This is a genomic window from Leifsonia sp. Ger2509, from assembly GCF_055231915.1.
Genome location: NZ_JBUYVB010000003.1, coordinates 3039861 through 3057875 on the forward strand (window position 1 = coordinate 3039861; position 18015 = coordinate 3057875).

The following is an 18015-nucleotide window of genomic DNA, read 5'->3' on the forward strand; positions in this document are numbered from 1 at the left end:
GGATGTGACGTTGTGGGTCGGCGGGGCTGTTCGCCGGACGCGGGCGCGACCTATCATCCCGGGATGGGCGCGAACGGGTTGGGAACGGAGCCGCCGCTGACGAGCCAACTGAGCTTCGAGCGGCGATGGTCGTTCGGGCTGCGCGCGGGTGCCACGGCGAACGTCGTGCTCGGACTTCTCGCGCTTCTTGTGGTGGTCGTCGCCGCGACCGCGCTCGCCGTCTCGTACGGCACGGCCTCCCCGGCGGGCGCCCTTTCCGGCGCGGCGACGCCCACGACTGTCGACGGTCTGCGGATCGCGCTGCTGCTCGCCCTCGCGCTCGGGGCGGTCGTCGTCGCGGCGACCTGGCGGCTGTGGCGGGGCGTCACCCGTGACGGCCGGTGGGTTCCCACGTCACCCATCCTGCCGGCCGTGGTCGAGGACGGTGGACGCCTCGTGATCGAGAAGTATGCGGGGGACTGCCCGGAATGCGGAGCGAAGCTGCGTTTCTACAACCGGCCGGTGCGCTGGCACGTCGAACCGGATGAGGCCGGCCGGCACACAGTGGTCGACGCGCGACGGCCCGCCGCCGAGTGCCGCAGTGACGCGCGGCACTGGTGGACTATCGAGCGTCCTGCTCCGAACGCTGCTGCGACAGCGCCTGAGCCGCCTGCGAATAGCGGTCGATGACGAGGTCGACCACCTGCTCCGCCGGCGGAAGTCCCGCCTGAAGCACGGGCTCGGTGACCAGGTCGGCGTCCGCGGCAGCGGCGAGACGTGCGAAGTACCCGGGCGCCAGCAGGTAGGTGGCGACGGCGACGCGTCGTCCCGGATGCGCATCCCGCGCCGCCGAGATGGCTTCATCGAGGCGTGGCTGCGCCGACGCCAGATAGCCGACCGGAACCTCGATCCCGAGACGCCGGCCGAGGGATGCCGCAACGGCTTCGCAGTCGGCGACCGCATCCGGATCGCTGGATCCTGCAGCGGCCAGCACGACAACGTCGTCGTCGCGCAGTCCAGCGTGCTGCAGGCGCAAGACGAGCAGGTCGATGAGCCGGTCGTCCGGGCCGAGCGCCGACGTGACGACGGTCTGCCGCGGGGCGACGCTCTGGGCGGCCTCGGCGATGTCGACCCGCACGTGGTAGCCGGTGGAGAGCAGCAGGGGCACGATGACGAGGGGTGACGTGCCGGGGGCGTGCGCGAGGGTGGTGGGCACATCCGGCTCCTGCACGTCGACGAAGCAGTCGAGCACCGGTGCGTCGAGCCGGTCCGCGACGGCGTCGACCAGCGCGCGGATCGCGACCTGGCCGGACTCGTCGGCGGTGCCGTGGGAGGGGAGGACCAGGACGGAGTCGGCGGACGTCACACGGTCACCCTATCTTCGTGCCGTCCGGCCGCGTGGCCGGACGCCCGGTTGGCCGGACGCCCGGTTGGCCGGCTGGCCGAGAGTGCCTCTTCCGGCCGAGAGTGCCTGGTGTGCGGGGCGTTCTCGGCCGCAACGGGCACTCTCGCCGTGGCCTGGGCTGCAGCCTCGGTAGCGGCCGCGTGGGCCGGTGCCCCAGCCGCCGCCTCGGCCGGCGCCCAGCCCGCGTCGAACTCCGCGACCACCGCCGCGGCGACCCGCGCACCCGCCCCGGCAGCGATGATCAGCTGCTGCGGACCCGGCGCGACCAGGTCCCCGGCCGCATACAGCCCGGCGACCCCGGTGCGCCCTTCGGCGTCTGCGAGCACGAAGCCGTCCCCGTCGACCGCAGGCGCCGCATCCCCGAGGAACCCGAGCGGCGCCTCCCAGGTCGGCCGCACGAAACCGCCGTCGACCGGCACCGATGTCCCGTCGGCGAGCCGCACCGACGTCAGTTGCCCCCGGTGTCCTTCGAGCGCAGCGATCGGCGTGCGCACGACGCCGATGCCACGAGCAGCAAGCCGCGCCTCGGTGTCGGCCGCCAGGTCAGCGACGCCGTTCGTGAACACGGTGAGCGCATCCGTCCAGCGCGACAGGTGGAGTGCGCGCGCACCGAGATCCGCCGTCTCGCCGATCAGGGCGAGCGGACGATCCCGGAGCTCCCAGCCGTCGCACGCGACGCAGCTGAACACGCTCATCCCGTAGAAGGAGCGCAGGCCGTCGACCTCGGGCAGCGTCTCCCGCAACCCCGTCGCCAGCAGCACCGTGCGGGCCGCCAGGCGCGTCGGACCGCCGGGTGCCCGCGACGCTACCTCAACGGAGAACGGATGCGACCCCTCGGCATCGCGCACGACTCGCGTCGCTGTGGCCCGTTCATGGATGCGGACATGCGGATACGCGCGAAGCTCCGCGACACCGAGCTTGCGCAGTTCGTGGGGAGGGATGCCGTCACGGCTGAGGTAGCCGTGCGAGCGCAGGGTCGCAGCATTGCGCGGGCGGCCGGTGTCGACCAGGGCCACGGTCGCCACCGCTCGCGCGAGGTTCAGCGCCGCGGACAGCCCGGCTGGGCCGCCGCCGATCACCACGCAGTCGACGATGTCGTCGGGCGGGGTCTCAGTCATGCGCGCCTTCCGTCACGGGCAGGGCGGCGATGAGTGGGTGGTCCTTGGGCGTGACGCCGATCTTCGCCGCTCCGCCTGGTGAGCCGATGTCGTCGAAGAACTCGACGTTGGCCTTGTAGTAGTCGGACCATTGTTCGGGCAGGTCGTCTTCGTAGTAGATGGCCTCGACGGGGCAGACCGGCTCGCAGGCACCGCAGTCGACGCACTCGTCGGGGTGGATGTAGAGGGACCGTTCGCCTTCGTAGATGCAGTCGACCGGGCACTCGTCGATGCAGGCGCGGTCTTTGACGTCCACGCAGGGCAGCGCGATGACATAGGTCATGACAGGGCCAGCGCCTCGTCGCGCGAGATCGCGACCTGCTCGTTGCGCGGAACGACCTTCACGCGTTCGCGTTCCACTGCGAGGGGCGTGGTGCTCCCCAGGAACCGCTCGTGCGCATCGAGCCGCAGCCAGCCCTCCCACGTGGTGAACGGCACCTCCCGCGAAGTGAGCAGGCCGAGGATGTCGCGGTCCGACGGTTCGGATGCGGCGAGCAGTGCGTCGAGGTCGTCGACCAGATTGTCGATGGTCTCGGTGGCGTCGCTCTTGGTGTGGCCGATGAGGCCGACCGGTCCGCGCTTGATCCAGCCGGTCGCGTAGAGGCCGGGGATGCTGCTGCCGTCGGTGTCGACGACGCGGCCGCCCTGGTTCGGAATGGTGCCGGTGGCGGCGGCGAACGGCACGTCGTTGACGGGAGAGCCGTAGTAGCCGACCGCCCGGTAGACCGCGTCGATCGGGTACTCGAGCACCGTACCGGTGCCGGTCACGCGACCGTCAGCGTCGATGACGGTGCGCTCGAACCGGAGGCCCTCCACGCGCTCCTCTCCGACGACCTCGAGCGGCTTGTGGAAGAAGTGGAGGTGCAGGCGGCGGCTGGCTGCGCCGACTTCGCGCTCGCGCCAGCTCGAGAAGATCCGTGCGATCACCTTCGACTGGTTGGTCGGCTTCGCGCCGACGACGGGGGCGACGACGGTGTCCTCCGCGAAGTCCGCGTCGTCGAGGATGATGTCGACGTCGCGCAGCTCACCGAGCTCGCGCAGCTCGATGGGCGTGAACTTGACGTCGGAGGGCCCGCGGCGACCGAAGACGTGCACGTCGGTGACCGCCGACGCCGTGAGGCCGGCGACCACGTTGTCCGGGATCTCGGTGGTCAGCAGGTCCGCCGGGTGCTTCGCGAGGATGCGCGCGACATCGAGCGCGACGTTGCCGTTGCCGATCACCGCCACCTGGCCCGCGTCCAGCGTCCAGTCGCGCGGGACATCCGGGTGCCCGTCGTACCAGGAGACGAAGTCGGCAGCCCCGTACGAGCCCGCGAGCTCGACGCCCGGGATGTCCAGGTCGGCGTCGCGGATGGCGCCTGTCGCGAAGATGACCGCGTGGTAGTGGGCCCGCAGGTCGTCGACGCTGAGGTCGGCGCCCACCTCGACGTTCGCGATCAGCCGGATGGCGCCGCCGTCCAGCATCTCGTGGAGCGACGTGACGATGCCCTTGATGCGGGGGTGGTCGGGCGCGACGCCGTAGCGGATCAGCCCGTACGGCGCGGGGAGCGACTCGAAGAGGTCGATCGCGACCCCGGGGACCCGGTTGGCGAGGATGCTCCCGGCGTAGATTCCGGCGGGTCCTGCGCCGACGATTGCGACGCGGATCGGTCGGTTCATTCAGAGGCCTTTCGTGAGGGTGTCGAGGAGTTCGGGGCGGGCGGCGACAGGGTGGGGATGCGAGGCATCGGAGTGTGCAGCGGTCGGATGCGCGTGGTGGCCGAGCCCGACCACGTCGCCGACGATGACGACGGCGGGCGACCGGACCCCGGTCGACTCGGCGCGACGGGCGATGTCGGCGAGGGTGCCGACGGTGACGCGCTCGCCGGAGCCGTACGCATCCTCGATGATCGCCACCGGGCATCCTCCGCCGCGCTGTCCGGCCGCGAGCACGGCAGCGGAGCGAGCGAGGCCGGAGACGCCCATGAGCAGTACCACCGTGTGGTTGCGTCCGCCGGGCAGGTCCGCGAGCTGGTCGTGGCCGGTCACCACAGTGAAGCCGGCGGCGACGCCGCGGTGGGTGACAGGGATACCCGCGACGGCGGGAGCGGAGATGGCGCTCGTCACGCCGGGCACGACCTGCACGGGCACGCCGGCGTGGCGGCAGAACGCGAGCTCCTCGCCGCCGCGGCCGAGCACATACGGATCGCCGCCTTTCAGCCGGAGCACGCGTTTGCCCGCCTGCGCGTAGCGGACGAGGATCGCGTTGATCTCGTCCTGCGGCACCGGGTGGTGGCCGGGCAGTTTGCCGACATCGATCACGGTCACGCGATCGGAGAGCCCGGCGAGAAGGATGCGCGGGCCGAGTCGGTCGGCGACCACCACATCCGCCTGGGCGAGCAGATCGCGGCCGCGCACGGTGATGAGGTCTGGGTCGCCGGGGCCGCCGCCGACGAGGGCGACGGAGCCCGCGGGGAAGTCGACGCGGCGGGGGAGCGCTGAGGCCGGCGGGACCTGCGCGAACGGCGCGACCGTGCCGTCGTCGAGTGCCGAGGCCACCCCATCCCGGACCGCCGTAGCCCTGCGCGGGTCGCCCCCCGCCGAAACGGCGACGGTGACGCCCTGGCGCCGGGTCACGGCGGGCACCCACGCCGCCGAGGCTTCGTGGTCGGATGCGTCCACGCACCAGACGCGGGCGGCTTCCGCGTCCGCGAGAACCGCCGCGTCGACCGCGGGGTCGCCGGTCGCGGTGTGCACCAGCCACGCGCCGTCGAGGTCGCCCGGGCGGTAGCCGCGCTCGATCCAGGTGACGGCGCCCGACCGGATGAGGTCGGCGAGCTCGTCGCACACCGCGGGGGCGACGACGGTCACGATCGCGTCGGCGACGATCAGCCCGGATGCGCGGCGTGCGGCGACCGGGCCGCCGCCGACGACGAGGACGCCGCGTCCGGCGAGACGGAGCGTGAGGGGGTAGAGGGGCTGTTCGGCGTTCATCGGTGTCCCGTCGGTCGGAGTCCGCGACGGCTCAGCAGGCCGCGCTCGATGGGGGCGAAGACCAGGAGTTCGACGACGACGCCGATCACCAGGATCGTCAGCACAGTGGCGAGCACCGTCGCGATGTCGGCGAGGTCGCGGCTCTGCTGCAGGAGGGAACCGAGGCCGAAGCCCATCGACCCGCCGATCGCGATGATCTCTGCGGCCATGAGCGAGCGCCAGGAGAACGCCCAGCCCTGCTTGAGCCCGCCGAAGTAGCCGGGGAGCGCTGCGGGCAGCATGACCTTCGTCGACAGCTGGCGGCGGGACGCGCCGAGCACCAGCCCGACGCGGCGGAGCGAGGGCGGCACCTGGTCCACACCGGCGAGCAGGCCGTTCACGATCGAGGGGATCGCCCCCATCAGCACGACGAAGTAGACCGTGCCGTCGCCGAGTCCGAACCACAGGATGGCGGCGGGAACCCACGCGACCGACGGCAGCACCTGCAGGCCGGAGATGATCGGCCCGAACGCGCGGCGAAGCGGTGCGACCTCGGCGAGGAGCAGGCCGATCGGGGTGGCGACGACGATCGCGATGACGAAGCCGGTCGCTCCCCGGGTGAGGCTCGTCGTCACCGCCAGCTGCAGCTGTCCGGTGTTCCAGGCGGCCGCGAAGGCTGCGGCGACGTCGGCAGGGCCGGGCACGATGTCTGGGCGCGGATGCGCGACCACGATGAACACCTGCCAGGCCGCGACGAGCGCGACCAGCAGGGCGACGGTCGGAAGGGCGGCCCGGAGGACGCGACGGGTGGTCCTGCGCGGGTGCGCATCCACCGCCTGCAGCGCGTCCAGGCCCGATTCGACGCTCCGCAGGTCGTCGTCGGCGGGCGCGACCCGGTCGCGCACCGTCACGGGCACGGTCAGCTTCACAGTGTCAGGCAGCATTGGCTCGGATTCCTTGGCGCAGGCGGCCGGTGATGTCGGACTGCAGGTCTGCGAGGTCGTCGGCGGTCATGGTCGCGCGGGTCGCCCGGTCGATCGACCATTCGGCCGCGATGCGCCCGGGGCGCGAGCCGAGCAGGATGATGCGGTCGCCGAGCCGGATCGCCTCGCCGACGTTGTGGGTGACGAACACGATCGTGCGGCCCGTCTCGAGCCAGACGCGTTCGAGCTCCGCGTGGAGCAGGTCGCGCGTGATCGCGTCGACGGCGGCGAACGGCTCGTCCATCAGCAGCACCGGCCGATCCTGCGCGAGCGCGCGGGCCAGGGCGACCCGCTGGCGCATGCCGCCGGAGAGCTGGTGCGGGCGCTTGTCGGCGGCCGGAGCCAGGTTGACGAGGTCGAGGAGTTCCAGGGCCTGTGAGCGCCGGTCGGCGGCGGCGACCCCGCGCAGTTCGAGCGCGAACTCGACGTTGCGACTGGCGGTCAGCCACGGCAGGAGTGCCGACTCCTGGAACATCATCGCGGCCTGTCCCCCGGCCACGTCGACCGTCCCGGCGCTTGCCGGCTCGAGCCCGGCCACGATGTTCAGAAGCGTCGACTTGCCGCATCCGGATGCGCCGACGAGGCACACGAACTCGCCCGCCGGGATGTCGAGGCTGATGTCCTCGAGCACCAGGGGACCTGCCGCCCCGTACCGTTTGGACAGGCGGTCGATCCGGATCGCGGTCTCGACGGTCATGCGTCACTCACCGCCCGAAACCTTGATGACGGCCAGTCCGGCCTTCGCGCGCTGGGCGTTCAGGGCGGTGAGGTCCAGGAGACCCGAGATCGATCCGGATTTGCCGATGCCGACCGCGACGGCGTGCGAGACGAGAGTCGGGTAGGCCGACGCGACCGGGTCGTTCGAGAAGGTCACGTTGCCGAGCGCGCGGTCGAGCACCGCGGAGGCGAGGGACTTGCCGGTGTCGGCCTTCAGCTGCGCGTTCAGGAGGTCCGCGGCCTTGGACGTGTTCGCGTTCAGCCAGGCGATCGCATCCGCGTTGCCCTTGACGAGCGCGGCGACGGTCGACGGATGCGCGGACAGGAACTGCTGCGACACCACGAGCACCGTGGTCGGGAACGCCTTGTGCGGCCACAGCGACGCCTCGTTCACCAGCACCTTGGCGCCCGCGTCGACGACCAGCGTGGAGGCCCAGGGCTCGGGAAGCCACGCGCCGTCGAGCTTGCCGGTCTTGAAGAGGGCGAGCGTCTGGGCGTTGTCGGTCGGGTTGATGGTCACATCGCCCGAGCCGGAGACCTGCGTCTTGTAGCCCTTCGACGTCAGCCAGAAGCGGAGTGCCACATCCTGCGTGTTGCCGAGCTGCGGCGTGGCCAGGGTCTTGCCCTTGAGGTCGCTCGCCGAGGTGATCGAGGGGGCGACGACGAGCGAGGCGCCGCCGTTCGTCGCGCCCGCGACGATCTTCAGCGACTGGCCGTGGCTCTTGAGGTACGAGTTGATGGCCGGGCTCGGGCCGATGTACGCGGCGTCGATCGCACCGGCGCTCAGCGCCTCGATCTCGGCGGGTCCGGCGTTGAAGATCTGCTTGGAGAGCCTGGTGGAGCCGAGGGCCTTCTGGAGGGAGCCGGTCTGGAGGCCGACGAGCGCGGGGGCGTGGGTGATGTTGTCGAAGTAGCCGAGGCGGAGGGTCTTCGCAGGACCTGCGGATGGCGTCGCTGCGTCTGCGGACGAGCAGGCGGCGAGCAGCGCGGCGGCCGCGATCGCGACCGTGGCGGCGGCGGCGATGCGACGTGCGGGGCGGGCTGCGCCGGCGACGGCGTGACGGATGGAGCGGTCCCTGCGATCAGTGCGGGTCATGAGACGAGCCTTTCGATGGAACGGACGATTCCGGCAGCGAGTGTGCTGCCATCCTGGGGGTGGATCAGGAGGAAGGCGCCGGAGCGCCGGTGGCTGGCGAACTCGTCGAGCGCGAGCGGGCTCCCTGTGTCGATGCGGGCGAGGCCGATGTCGTTCAGTTCGAGACGGTCTGCGGGCTCCAGGCCGAAGGTGCCGAGGTCGCGGCGACCCTCCAGCGAGGTCAGCCGGGCCTGGACGACCGAGGTGCCCGACTTGACCAGGAGCCGGTCGCCCACGTTCAGCGGACGGTGTCCGAGCCAGAAGAGCTCGGCCTCGAACGCCGTCGTGCTCTCGGGCAGGCTTCCCGCCGAGCCGATGAGCGCGCCCCGGGCAAGGTCGAGGTCGTGCTCCAACTCCACGGCGACCGACTGCGGGGCGGATGCCTCCGGGACGTGGCGGCCCGCGACGGTGATCGAGCGGACGACGGTCGAAGCTCCGCCTGGATGCACATCGACGACATCGCCCACACGCACCGTGCCGTTGGACAGCTGGCCGGCGTACGCGCGGTAGTCGCGGAAGGCCTCCGGCTCCGCGACGGTCGGCGACACGGCACCCTGCGGACGGAGGACCAGCTGGACCGGAAGGCGGAAGTCGGCACTCACGCCCTCGTGGTCATCTGTCGTCGGAAGGGTCTCGAGCAGGTCGAGCAGTGTCTCGCCGGTGTACCACGGCGTGCGCTCGCTGCGCTCGACCACGTTGTCGCCGTCGAGTGCCGAGACCGGAACGACCCGAACATCCTGCAGCCCGAGCTCGTCGGTGACGGCGAGCAGGTCGGCGGTCAGACGGGCGACCGGCTCTTCCGCGAAACCCAGCAGGTCGATCTTGTTCACCGCGACGATCACGTGCGGCACCCGCAGGAGCGCAAGCACCGACAGGTGGCGGCGCGTCTGCTCGACGACGCCGTTGCGCGCATCCACCAGCACGACCACCGCATCCGCCGTGGTGGCACCGGTGACCATGTTGCGCGTGTACTGCACGTGCCCGGGGCAGTCGGCCAGGATGAACGACCGGCGCCCGGTGGTGAAGTAGCGGTGGGCGACGTCGATCGTGATGCCCTGCTCGCGCTCGGCGCGCAGCCCGTCGGTGAAGAGCGCCAGGTCGATGGCGCCGCTGTCGCCGCCGAAGCCGCGCTCGATCGACGTGCGGGTGACCGCCTCGAGCTGGTCGACGAGGATCGACTTGCTGTCGTGCAGCAGGCGCCCGACGAGGGTCGACTTGCCGTCGTCGACGGAGCCGGCGGTGGCGAAGCGGAAGAGGGTGCCGGTGGTGGCGGGTGCGGCGACGGTCTGGGGGTACTCCGTGGTCAGCGTCATCAGAAGTAGCCCTCTCGCTTGCGGTCCTCCATGGCGGCCTCGGAGATCCGGTCGTCGGCGCGCGTGGCGCCGCGTTCGGTGATGGTGGACGCGGCGACCTCGCGCACGACGTCGCCGACGGAGCGCGCACCCGATTCGACGGCGCCTGTGCAGCTCATGTCGCCGACGGTGCGGTACCGGACCTGCACGCGCTGCACCAGCTCGTGCGGCAGCGGCTCGGAGACCGGGCCGACCGCGCGCCACATGCCGTCGCGGCGGTAGACGTCGCGCTCGTGGGCGTAATACAGGGAGGGCAGCTCGATCGCTTCGCGCTCGATGTAGCGCCAGATGTCGAGCTCGGTCCAGTTGCTGATCGGGAAGGCGCGCACGTGCTCGCCGGGACGGTGGCGTCCGTTGTAGAGGTTCCAGAGTTCGGGGCGCTGGTTGCGCGGATCCCACTGGCCGAAGCTGTCGCGCAGAGAGATGATGCGTTCCTTCGCGCGGGCCTTGTCCTCATCCCGGCGCGCCCCGCCGAAGACGGCGTCGTGGCGACCGGCCGCGATGGCGTCGAGCAGGGGGAGGGTCTGCAGCGGGTTGCGGGTGCCGTCGGTGCGTTCTTCGAGCCGCCCGTCGTCGATGTAGTCCTGCACGCGAGCGACGTTCAACCGCACGCCGAGCTTCTCGACGGTGGCATCGCGGAAGGCGAGGACCTCGGGAAAGTTGTGCCCGGTGTCCACGTGCAGCACGGGGAACGGCACGCGGCCCGGCCAGAACGCTTTCGCCGCCAGGTGCAGCACGACGACGGAATCCTTCCCGCCGGAGAACAGCAGGACTGGGCGCTCGAACTCGGCCACCACCTCACGGATGATGTGGATGGCCTCGCTCTCGAGCACGTCGAGGATGTCGCCGGTGCGCGGCGCAGCGGATGTCGTGGCCCCGATCGTCATTCGTGCAGCCCGCATTCCGTCTTGCCGAGTCCGGCCCAGCGGCCGGACCGGGGGTCGGCGCCGGGAGCGACCCTGGCCGTGCACGGCGCGCATCCGATCGACGGGTAGCCGTCCGCCATCAGGGGGTTCACCGGTACCGAGAAGGCCGAGGCGTAGTCGAGGAGCTGGTCGAAGGTCCAGGCGGCAAGCGGGTTGACCTTGATGAGGCCGTTCTTGGCGTCCCAGGCGAGAACCGGCGTCGCCGTGCGGGTCGGGGCCTCCTCGCGGCGCACGCCGGTGAACCAGAGCTCGTACGGCCCGAGCGAACGGCCGAGCGGCTCGACCTTGCGCAGGGCGCAGCAGAGATTGGGGTCGCGTGCGAAAAGATCCTTGCCGTGTTCCGCATCCTGCTCGGCGACCGTCCGCTTCGGCAGCACATCGACGACACGCACCGACAGCTCCCTGGCGACGGTGTCGCGGGTCGCATACGTCTCGGGGAAGTGGTAACCGGTGTCGAGGAAGAGCACGTCGACGCCGGGGAGGTACTGCGAGACGAGGTGGGGGAGCACGGCATCGGCCATCGAGCACGCGACGGTCGCGAGGCTGGTGTCGACGTTGCGCGCGACCCAGGCGACGACCGCGTCGGCGGGTGCGTCACCCAGCTCGCGGGCGCCGCGTTCGGCCAGCTCGCGCAGTTCGTCGTTCGAACGGCGCACCGGGGTGCCGGTGGTGATGCTCACTTCAGTGCCTCCTCATCCGCGCGGTGGGCCCACTCGGCGAACGTCTCCTCGTTCTCCCTGTCCTCCAGGAAGCGGTGCACGAGACGCTCGACGTAGTCGGGTAGGTCGGTCGTGGTCACCTTGAGGCCGCGGATGGTGCGGCCGAGCCCGGGTTCCGCGCGGTCGCTCGACGCCAGGCCCCCACCCAGGTGAACCTGGAAACCGGGGGTCTGGCCGCCGTTGCCGTCGGGCAGCAGCTGTCCTTTGAGCCCGATGTCCGCGGTCTGGATGCGCGCGCACGAGTTCGGGCATCCGTTGACGTGGAGCGAGATCGGCGCGGGCAGCTCGACCGACGCGAGCCGCTTCTCGAGCTCGCCGACCGCGCGAGCGGCGGCGGCCTTCGTCTCGACGATCGCGAGTTTGCAGAACTCGAGGCCCGTGCAGGCAATGGTGGAGCGGCGGAACGCGCTCGGACGCGCGGAGAGCCCGATGTCGTCGACCGCCGCGATCACGGCTTCGACGCGGTCCTCGGGGATGTCGAGCAGCACCAGCTTCTGGTGCGGCGTCGTGCGCAGCCGGCGCGACCCGTTCGCTTCGAGGATCTCGGCCAGCCGGATCAGCCCCGAGCCCGAGATGCGGCCCACGATCGGCGTGACGCCGATGTAGAACGCGCCGTCCTTCTGGCGGTGCACGCCGATGTGGTCGCCGGGCGTCGTCGGGGTGGGCGCGGCCGGCCCGTCCGGCAGCGGGGCCTCGAGGTATTCGTCTTCGAGCACCTGGCGGAACTTCTCGGTGCCCCAGTCGGCGAGCAGGAACTTGAGGCGCGCCTTGTTACGCAGGCGGCGGTAGCCGTAGTCGCGGAAGATCGCGGTCACGCCGTACCACGTCTCGGCCACGCGGTCGGGCTCGACGAACACGCCGAGCCGTTCGGCCAGACGCGGTGCCGTCGACAACCCGCCGCCGACCCAGAGGTCGTAACCGACGCCGAGAGCCGGATGCTCCACGGCGACGAACGCGACGTCGTTGATCTCGTGGACCACGTCCTGGCTCGGATGCCCGGTCAGGGCCGTCTTGAATTTGCGCGGCAGGTTCGCCAGCTCCGGGTCGCCGATGTAGCGCTCGGTGATCTCGGCGATCGCCGGGGTCGGATCGATCAGCTCGTCCGCGGCGATTCCGGCCACCGGGGAGCCGAGAACGACGCGCGGAACGTCGCCGCACGCCTCGGTCGTGCCCAAGCCGACGCTCTCGAGGCGGCGCCAGATCTCGGGCACGTCCTCGACGCGGATCCAGTGCAGCTGGATGTTCTGGCGGTCGGTCAGGTCCGCCGAGTCGCGCGCGAACTCGGTCGAGATTCCGCCGATGACGCGAAGCTGCTCGGTCGACAGCTGCCCGCCGTCGATGCGGACGCGCAGCATGAAGTACTTGTCCTCCAGCTCTTCGGGCTCGAGCGTGGCGGTCTTGCCGCCGTCGATCCCGGGCTTGCGCTGGGTGTACAGGCCCCACCACCGGAACCGGCCGTGCAAGTCCGTCGGGTCGATGCTGTCGAACCCGAGGCGGGAGTATGTGGACTCGATCCGTTCGCGCACGCTCAGGCCGCCGTCATCCTGCTTCCACGCTTCGTTGCCGTTCAGCGGGGTCGTGCCGTCGACCTTCCACTGCCCGTTGCTGCGCTGGGTTCCGCCGCTCAACGGTCGGCGGGGTGCGACCACGGTCGGCGCGCTTGCGGCGCTGTCTTGCATTGCGGAACTCCTCGGCTGGCGCTCGGATTCGATCTGGCTCCGAAAGCTAGCCCAGCGCTTCTTGCGAAAGCGAGGCCCAGCGCAACATGACGCAACGTGGGGCAACAGGGGGTGTCATGTGACGGGACGCTGTTGACAGGCGTGGGGGCGGATGCGTGGCGCGCGCTGGTGCCACCGCACTACGTGCGTCTCGCCGCACGTGCTCCAACTCGTGCGATCAGATGAAACGCGTGCGGCGAGGCTGGGTGCGGCAACCGGCGGTGTGGATGAGCGCGCGGATCAGCGCCCGTTCTCCATGTGGGCCTTCAGCGCCCTCATCGTGCGGTCGCTCTCGGCGGACGCCATCCGCAGAAGGATGGGCTGCACGATGCGGAGCATCCCGTGGGTCGTCATCTGGCCCACGCGTGTGAGGCGCGTTCCCGTCCCCGCGGAGTCCACGCTGTAGCGGATGCGCGCATCGAGGGTGCCGGACGGCTTGCTCTGGTGGAATTCGAGCGCGTGATCGGGGAGGTCGTCGATGAGTTCGCCGCGCATCCGGCCGACCATCGTGCTGTCTGTGTAGGTGAGCGACGTGCTCGGCATCGGTGCGCCTACTGTCGTCCCGCGATACACGATGGAGTGCTTCAGCCAGCTCGGATAGCCGTCGAGCGCCCGGAGGGCCGCATAGACGGTCTTGGGCGTTGCGTCGATGTCGATCGTGTTCGTGAGCTGCGGCACGATACCTGTCTTACACCCAGCACGTGGCTCGCGCATCGGCTGCCGTGGCGCCACCGCACCATTTCTGTCCGACCGCACGTGTTGTAACGCGTGCGGTCGCACGGAACTCGTGCGGCGAGCCCTCCGGCCACACGGCTACCGCAGGATGCCCAGCTGCCGGGCGACCGAGACGGCCGCGGTGCGCGATGACACGTCGAGCTTCGAGAAGATGTGCACGAGATGCGACTTCACGGTCGTCTCGCTGACGACCAGAGCTGCAGCGATCTCGCTGTTGGAGCGGCCGGCGGCCACCTGGTCGAGCACCTCGATCTCGCGGCGGCTGAGGCTGATCTGCGGGGCGCGCATCCGGTTCAGGAGCCGGCCCGCGATCGCCGGCGCGAGCGCGCTCTCGCCAGACGCGGCAGCGCGGACCGCGGCGATCAGTTCGGCAGGCGGCGCGTCCTTGAGCAGGTAGCCGCTCGCGCCGGCCTCGACGGCACTCAGAATGTCGCCGTCGGTGTCGTAGTTGGTCAGCACCAGTACATACGGCGGTGCTTCGAGGTCCCGGATGCGCCGGGTCGCCTCAGCGCCGGTCGCCTCCGCGCCGAACTGCAGATCCATGAGCACGAGGTCGGGGTTCTCGCGCCGGGCGAGTTCCACCGCCTCGTAGGGCGTGGACGCCTCGCCGACGACGGTGATTCCCTCCTCGTGGTCGAGCAGGGCGCGAAGGCCCGCCCGCACGACAGGATGGTCGTCGGCGATCACGAGGCGGATCATCCGTCGCCCTCCACCTTCAGCTCGACCGAGATCGTCGAACCGCGCCCGGGCTCCGCGTCGATCGTGAGCGTTCCACCGAGCTGGTCGACGCGCTCCCGCGCGGCGGTGAGTCCGAACGAGTCCGATGCGCCCGTGGCGCGGTCGACGGCCACGGCTGCGGGGTCGAAACCGCGCCCGTCGTCGCTGATGCTGAGCCGCACGGTGTCGGCGTCGCGATCGATCGTGATGGTCGCCGTGCGCGCATCCGCGTGCTGCACCACGTTCGCCATGGCGCCCTGCGCGATCCGCAACAGGGCCGTCTGCACACCGATGGGCAGCTCGATCGCATCCGACACCCGCACGTGCACGGCGAGCGACTCGCTGCTCCACTGCGTCTCGGCGAGCCGGCGCAGCGCCGCGCCGATCCCCTGGTCGACGAGGGCGGCAGGCGTCAGCTCGCGCACGAACCGGCGCGCGTCGACGAGGTTGGTGGCCGCTGTCTCACGGGCGAGGCGGACGTACTCGACACCCGGCCCGTCCGGCGACTCGCGTTCCGCTGCGTGCAGGAGCATCTGGATGCTCGACAGGCCCTGCGCCACCGTGTCGTGGATTTCGCGCGCCAGCCGCGCACGCTCGGCGAGCACGCCGGATTCGTGCTCGGTCTCGGCGAGCTGGTCGCGTGTGGCGATGAGCTCGGCCATCAGCTGTTCCCGCTCCTGGGATTCGCGGGCGAGCGAGCGGTAGCCGAGTCCGATCAGGATGGCCACCCCGGCGCCCACGAGCGGGCCGACGATGCCGCCGACCGTCCATCCGCCGTGCAGCCCGAGGGCGACGATCGCGAGGGCCGTCGCCGCGAGCACGGCAAGGGGGCCCCACCATCCCGGAAGCAGGTGCAGATAGAGGAAGAACAGCGGGAAGACGAGATATGCCGCTTCGGGTATGAGCCAGACGAGGGCGATCCACTCGACGGAGAGCGCCAGCAGCCAGAGGTAGCCGGCACCGCGGAAGGAACTGCGCGCGACGAGCCAGCCGAGCGCATACGTCGCGAGCAGGAAGACGCAGAGTCCGATCACAACGCCGCTCGCCGGTGTCGGTGCGACGACGGCGCGAACGATGACGAGCGCCGTGAGGGCGACGAAGAGCACGTGCAGGCCGGTGCGAAGACCGACGAACACAGGGGTCAACGCGGTGTGAGTCATGTCACTTCAGGATACGGGCGGGGCGCCGCGGTGCCATCCATCAAAAGTTCGAACCGAGCGCCCACCATTCGTCGTCGGGAATCCGTCCCTACAGGCGATGACGCGGCGCCCCCCGGAAACGAGGCTTGAAGGGTCGCTCAGACAGCGGCAGGAAAGGACCCCCATGTTCGTCGCCTGGCGAGATCTTCGCTTTGCCAAAGGACGGTTCACCCTCATCGGGTCGGTCGTCGCCCTCATCACCCTTCTCGTCGGATTCCTCAGCGGACTGACCGGTGGCCTCGCGTCGCAGAACGTGTCCGCCGTGCTCGACCTCCCGGCCGACCAGATCGTCTTCTCGCAGCCGCAGACCGACGCGTCCACCGGACCGAGCTTCGCCGACTCCGCGATCACGAGGGCGCAGGCCGATTCCTGGTCGACCGCCGGGGACGAGTCGACCTCGGTGCCGATCGGGATCTCGCAGACCCGGGCGCAGGCGGGCACCGCGGCCGCGGCCGGGCAGAGCAACACGAGCGGCACGCAGGCATCCGTCGCCCTCTTCGGTGTCGGCACGGGCTTCGCCGGCGATCACCCGGCGACGGATGGGCGACTCGTCCTCTCGAAGGGCGCCGCGACCGCCCTCGGGGTCGCCTCCGGGGATGCAGTCACGATCGCAGGGACGGAGTTCACCGTCGAGTCCGTCGGCGGTGACGCCTGGTACAGCCACACCCCGGTCGTCTACCTGACCCTCCACGACTGGCAGGCGTACTCCGCCGCCACCGGCAACCCCGGCGCCTACGCCACGGTGATCGCCGTGACCGGCTCTCCGAACTGGGCGGCCGAGAACGCCGCCGCCGGCACGACGAGCCAAACCCCGCTCGGCTCGCTGACGGCGATCGGTGCGTTCAAGTCCGAGATCGGCTCGCTGCTGCTGATGGTCGCCCTGCTCTTCGGCATCTCGGCGCTCGTCATCGGAGCCTTCTTCACGGTCTGGACGATGCAGCGCAAGGGCGACATCGCTGTGCTCAAGGCGCTCGGCGCATCCACCCGCTCGCTCGTGCGCGACGCGCTCGGACAAGCTTTCGTCGTCCTCCTCGTCGGCGTCGGCGTCGGGATCGGTGTCGTCGCCCTGCTCGGAAGCCTCGCCGGGGCAGCGCTCCCGTTCATCCTGAACCCCTACACGACTCTCCTACCCGCCGCGCTCCTCATCGCGCTCGGGCTCGCCGGCGCGGCGTTCGCGCTGCGTTCCGTCACCTCCGCAGACCCCCTCACCGCACTCGGGAGCAACCGATGATCCAGCTCGACACCATCACCCTCACCTTCCCCGACGGGGACAGCCGCGTCACGGCCGTCGACCACGTGTCGCTCACCGCGCATCCCGGGACCGTCACCGGCATCACCGGGCCCAGCGGCTCCGGAAAGTCAAGCCTCCTCGCAGTCGCTGCCACGCTCATCCGCCCCGACTCCGGGCGGGTGCTCATCGACAGCGTGGATGCGGCGCAGCTGGGAGCGAGGGATGCGAGCGACCTGCGGCGCGACCGTGTCGGGATCGTGTTCCAGCAGTCCAACCTGTTGCCGTCGCTCACCGCGCGCGAGCAGCTGACCGTGATGAACGAACTCGGACGCACCGGCTCGCGGTCGCGGCGTGCGGCGGTCGCCCGTCGCGCGGACGAGCTGCTGGATGCGGTCGGCCTGGGGGACCACCGCGACAAGCGGTCGCACCAGCTCTCCGGCGGTCAGCGGCAGCGTGTGAACATTGCACGCGCCCTGATGAACGACCCGAGCGTGCTGCTCGTCGACGAGCCGACGAGCGCGCTCGACCAGGAGCGAGGCGCGCAGATCATCGAGCTCATCCTGCGGCTCACCGGCGAACTCGACACGTCGACCCTTCTGGTCACGCACGACCTCGTGCACCTGCCGCGGATGCACGCCGTGGTGCACATGGTCGACGGGCGGCTCGGCTCGCCGGTGGACGCGCTCGCTGTGTGACGCATTGTCGTCGGCGCACAGGTTCTGCGCGAGCGCACAGGGTGCAACGTGGGCGCTGGTGCAGAAGGTGTGCAGGGGAGGCGAGGGGGAGGCCGGCTCAGTGGATGCCGACGGCCCGGCGCGCGTTGATCGTCTTCGTCTGCGAGCGCAGCGTGAAGATGTCGACGAAGGACCCGAACCCGAACAGACCCCAGGTCAGCAGCCAGAGCACGCCGCGGCCGTACTTGCCGAGGTAGAAGTGCTGCATGCCGGCCAGGCCGATCAGCGTGAAGAGCATGAAGAAGTACGCCGCGCCGACGGATTTCGACCGGAGCGGGGCGACGGAGACGAGGTTGATGGTCATGGGTAGTCCTCCTCGGGTACTAACTCTGGTGCATCCGGCGCAGAAAGGGTAT

The 18015-nt window shown here is 70.7% G+C and carries 19 protein-coding genes; 3 read left to right on the forward strand and 16 right to left on the reverse strand.

What is annotated here, in order from left to right:
* Positions 1–63: 63 nt before the first annotated feature.
* Positions 64–669, forward strand: coding sequence for a hypothetical protein (locus ACV7NN_RS14670; protein ID WP_463350308.1), 606 nt, complete (start codon positions 64–66; stop codon positions 667–669).
* Here the strand turns inward: ACV7NN_RS14670 and ACV7NN_RS14675 are convergent.
* The 15 genes from ACV7NN_RS14675 to ACV7NN_RS14745 all read right to left on the reverse strand — a co-directional run bounded on the left by ACV7NN_RS14675 (position 602) and on the right by ACV7NN_RS14745 (position 15655).
* A complete protein-coding gene (locus ACV7NN_RS14675) occupies positions 602–1345 on the reverse strand; it encodes a sirohydrochlorin chelatase (RefSeq protein ID WP_463350309.1) in 744 nt (247 codons plus the stop codon). The two genes, ACV7NN_RS14670 and ACV7NN_RS14675, sit on opposite strands and share 68 nt — an antisense overlap.
* Complete coding sequence (locus tag ACV7NN_RS14680) at positions 1342–2502, reverse strand: NAD(P)/FAD-dependent oxidoreductase (RefSeq protein WP_463350310.1); 1161 nt, start codon at positions 2500–2502, stop codon at positions 1342–1344. Before ACV7NN_RS14680 ends, ACV7NN_RS14675 begins: the two co-directional genes overlap by 4 nt.
* Entirely contained in the window at positions 2495–2824 is a 330-nt protein-coding gene (gene fdxA / locus ACV7NN_RS14685) for a ferredoxin (RefSeq protein WP_463350311.1), read from the reverse strand. Before fdxA ends, ACV7NN_RS14680 begins: the two co-directional genes overlap by 8 nt.
* On the reverse strand, positions 2821–4200 hold the full coding sequence (locus tag ACV7NN_RS14690; protein WP_463350312.1) for an FAD-dependent oxidoreductase: 1380 nt from the start codon (positions 4198–4200) through the stop codon (positions 2821–2823). The genes fdxA and ACV7NN_RS14690 overlap by 4 nt, the downstream gene beginning before the upstream one ends.
* Positions 4201–5514: a uroporphyrinogen-III C-methyltransferase gene (gene cobA, locus ACV7NN_RS14695; RefSeq protein ID WP_463350313.1), complete on the reverse strand. Its 1314-nt coding sequence runs from the start codon at positions 5512–5514 to the stop codon at positions 4201–4203.
* Complete coding sequence (locus ACV7NN_RS14700; RefSeq protein WP_463350314.1) at positions 5511–6437, reverse strand: ABC transporter permease; 927 nt, start codon at positions 6435–6437, stop codon at positions 5511–5513. Before ACV7NN_RS14700 ends, cobA begins: the two co-directional genes overlap by 4 nt.
* A complete protein-coding gene (locus ACV7NN_RS14705) occupies positions 6427–7173 on the reverse strand; it encodes an ABC transporter ATP-binding protein (protein WP_463350315.1) in 747 nt (248 codons plus the stop codon). Before ACV7NN_RS14705 ends, ACV7NN_RS14700 begins: the two co-directional genes overlap by 11 nt.
* Before the next feature lie 3 nt (positions 7174–7176).
* The gene (locus ACV7NN_RS14710) at positions 7177–8289 is read right to left on the reverse strand and encodes an ABC transporter substrate-binding protein (protein ID WP_463350316.1); all 1113 of its coding nucleotides are present in this window, start codon (positions 8287–8289) and stop codon (positions 7177–7179) included.
* A complete protein-coding gene (locus tag ACV7NN_RS14715) occupies positions 8286–9641 on the reverse strand; it encodes a sulfate adenylyltransferase subunit 1 (RefSeq protein ID WP_463350317.1) in 1356 nt (451 codons plus the stop codon). Before ACV7NN_RS14715 ends, ACV7NN_RS14710 begins: the two co-directional genes overlap by 4 nt.
* Positions 9641–10567, reverse strand: coding sequence for a sulfate adenylyltransferase subunit CysD (cysD, locus tag ACV7NN_RS14720; RefSeq protein WP_463350318.1), 927 nt, complete (start codon positions 10565–10567; stop codon positions 9641–9643). Before cysD ends, ACV7NN_RS14715 begins: the two co-directional genes overlap by 1 nt.
* Positions 10564–11286 carry a phosphoadenylyl-sulfate reductase gene (locus ACV7NN_RS14725; RefSeq protein WP_463350319.1) on the reverse strand — a complete coding sequence of 241 codons (723 nt, stop codon included), beginning with the start codon at positions 11284–11286 and terminating at the stop codon, positions 10564–10566. The genes cysD and ACV7NN_RS14725 overlap by 4 nt, the downstream gene beginning before the upstream one ends.
* A complete protein-coding gene (locus tag ACV7NN_RS14730; RefSeq protein ID WP_463350320.1) occupies positions 11283–13004 on the reverse strand; it encodes a nitrite/sulfite reductase in 1722 nt (573 codons plus the stop codon). Before ACV7NN_RS14730 ends, ACV7NN_RS14725 begins: the two co-directional genes overlap by 4 nt.
* A gap of 279 nt (positions 13005–13283) precedes the next feature.
* Positions 13284–13721 carry an SRPBCC family protein gene (locus tag ACV7NN_RS14735; RefSeq protein WP_463350321.1) on the reverse strand — a complete coding sequence of 146 codons (438 nt, stop codon included), beginning with the start codon at positions 13719–13721 and terminating at the stop codon, positions 13284–13286.
* A gap of 135 nt (positions 13722–13856) precedes the next feature.
* Complete coding sequence (locus ACV7NN_RS14740) at positions 13857–14477, reverse strand: response regulator (RefSeq protein WP_463350322.1); 621 nt, start codon at positions 14475–14477, stop codon at positions 13857–13859.
* Positions 14474–15655 (reverse strand): sensor histidine kinase, encoded by a 1182-nt coding sequence (locus ACV7NN_RS14745; RefSeq protein ID WP_463350323.1) that lies wholly within the window; start codon positions 15653–15655, stop codon positions 14474–14476. The genes ACV7NN_RS14740 and ACV7NN_RS14745 overlap by 4 nt, the downstream gene beginning before the upstream one ends.
* Before the next feature lie 163 nt (positions 15656–15818).
* On the opposite strand from ACV7NN_RS14745, the gene ACV7NN_RS14750 reads away from it, so the two are divergent.
* Both ACV7NN_RS14750 and ACV7NN_RS14755 read left to right on the forward strand, forming a co-directional pair.
* Positions 15819–16925: an FtsX-like permease family protein gene (locus ACV7NN_RS14750; RefSeq protein WP_463350324.1), complete on the forward strand. Its 1107-nt coding sequence runs from the start codon at positions 15819–15821 to the stop codon at positions 16923–16925.
* Complete coding sequence (locus tag ACV7NN_RS14755; RefSeq protein ID WP_463350325.1) at positions 16922–17620, forward strand: ABC transporter ATP-binding protein; 699 nt, start codon at positions 16922–16924, stop codon at positions 17618–17620. Before ACV7NN_RS14750 ends, ACV7NN_RS14755 begins: the two co-directional genes overlap by 4 nt.
* 97 nt (positions 17621–17717) lie before the next feature.
* Here the strand turns inward: ACV7NN_RS14755 and ACV7NN_RS14760 are convergent, their stop codons facing one another.
* Positions 17718–17963, reverse strand: coding sequence for a TM2 domain-containing protein (locus ACV7NN_RS14760; protein ID WP_463350326.1), 246 nt, complete (start codon positions 17961–17963; stop codon positions 17718–17720).
* Between the last annotated feature and the right edge of the window lie 52 nt (positions 17964–18015).

Excerpts from the sequence above, each read along its gene's own strand:
- ACV7NN_RS14670 (WP_463350308.1), top strand. The coding sequence starts at position 64 with ATGGGCGCGAACGGGTTGGGAACGGAGCCGCCGCTGACGAGCCAACTG.
- ACV7NN_RS14680 (WP_463350310.1), bottom strand. The coding sequence starts at position 2,502 with ATGACTGAGACCCCGCCCGACGACATCGTCGACTGCGTGGTGATCGGC.
- fdxA (WP_463350311.1), bottom strand. The coding sequence starts at position 2,824 with ATGACCTATGTCATCGCGCTGCCCTGCGTGGACGTCAAAGACCGCGCC.
- ACV7NN_RS14690 (WP_463350312.1), bottom strand. The coding sequence starts at position 4,200 with ATGAACCGACCGATCCGCGTCGCAATCGTCGGCGCAGGACCCGCCGGA.
- cobA (WP_463350313.1), bottom strand. The coding sequence starts at position 5,514 with ATGAACGCCGAACAGCCCCTCTACCCCCTCACGCTCCGTCTCGCCGGA.
- ACV7NN_RS14700 (WP_463350314.1), bottom strand. The coding sequence starts at position 6,437 with ATGCTGCCTGACACTGTGAAGCTGACCGTGCCCGTGACGGTGCGCGAC.
- ACV7NN_RS14705 (WP_463350315.1), bottom strand. The coding sequence starts at position 7,173 with ATGACCGTCGAGACCGCGATCCGGATCGACCGCCTGTCCAAACGGTAC.
- ACV7NN_RS14710 (WP_463350316.1), bottom strand. The coding sequence starts at position 8,289 with ATGACCCGCACTGATCGCAGGGACCGCTCCATCCGTCACGCCGTCGCC.
- ACV7NN_RS14715 (WP_463350317.1), bottom strand. The coding sequence starts at position 9,641 with ATGACGCTGACCACGGAGTACCCCCAGACCGTCGCCGCACCCGCCACC.
- cysD (WP_463350318.1), bottom strand. The coding sequence starts at position 10,567 with ATGACGATCGGGGCCACGACATCCGCTGCGCCGCGCACCGGCGACATC.
- ACV7NN_RS14730 (WP_463350320.1), bottom strand. The coding sequence starts at position 13,004 with ATGCAAGACAGCGCCGCAAGCGCGCCGACCGTGGTCGCACCCCGCCGA.
- ACV7NN_RS14740 (WP_463350322.1), bottom strand. The coding sequence starts at position 14,477 with ATGATCCGCCTCGTGATCGCCGACGACCATCCTGTCGTGCGGGCGGGC.
- ACV7NN_RS14745 (WP_463350323.1), bottom strand. The coding sequence starts at position 15,655 with ATGACTCACACCGCGTTGACCCCTGTGTTCGTCGGTCTTCGCACCGGC.
- ACV7NN_RS14750 (WP_463350324.1), top strand. The coding sequence starts at position 15,819 with ATGTTCGTCGCCTGGCGAGATCTTCGCTTTGCCAAAGGACGGTTCACC.
- ACV7NN_RS14755 (WP_463350325.1), top strand. The coding sequence starts at position 16,922 with ATGATCCAGCTCGACACCATCACCCTCACCTTCCCCGACGGGGACAGC.
- ACV7NN_RS14760 (WP_463350326.1), bottom strand. The coding sequence starts at position 17,963 with ATGACCATCAACCTCGTCTCCGTCGCCCCGCTCCGGTCGAAATCCGTC.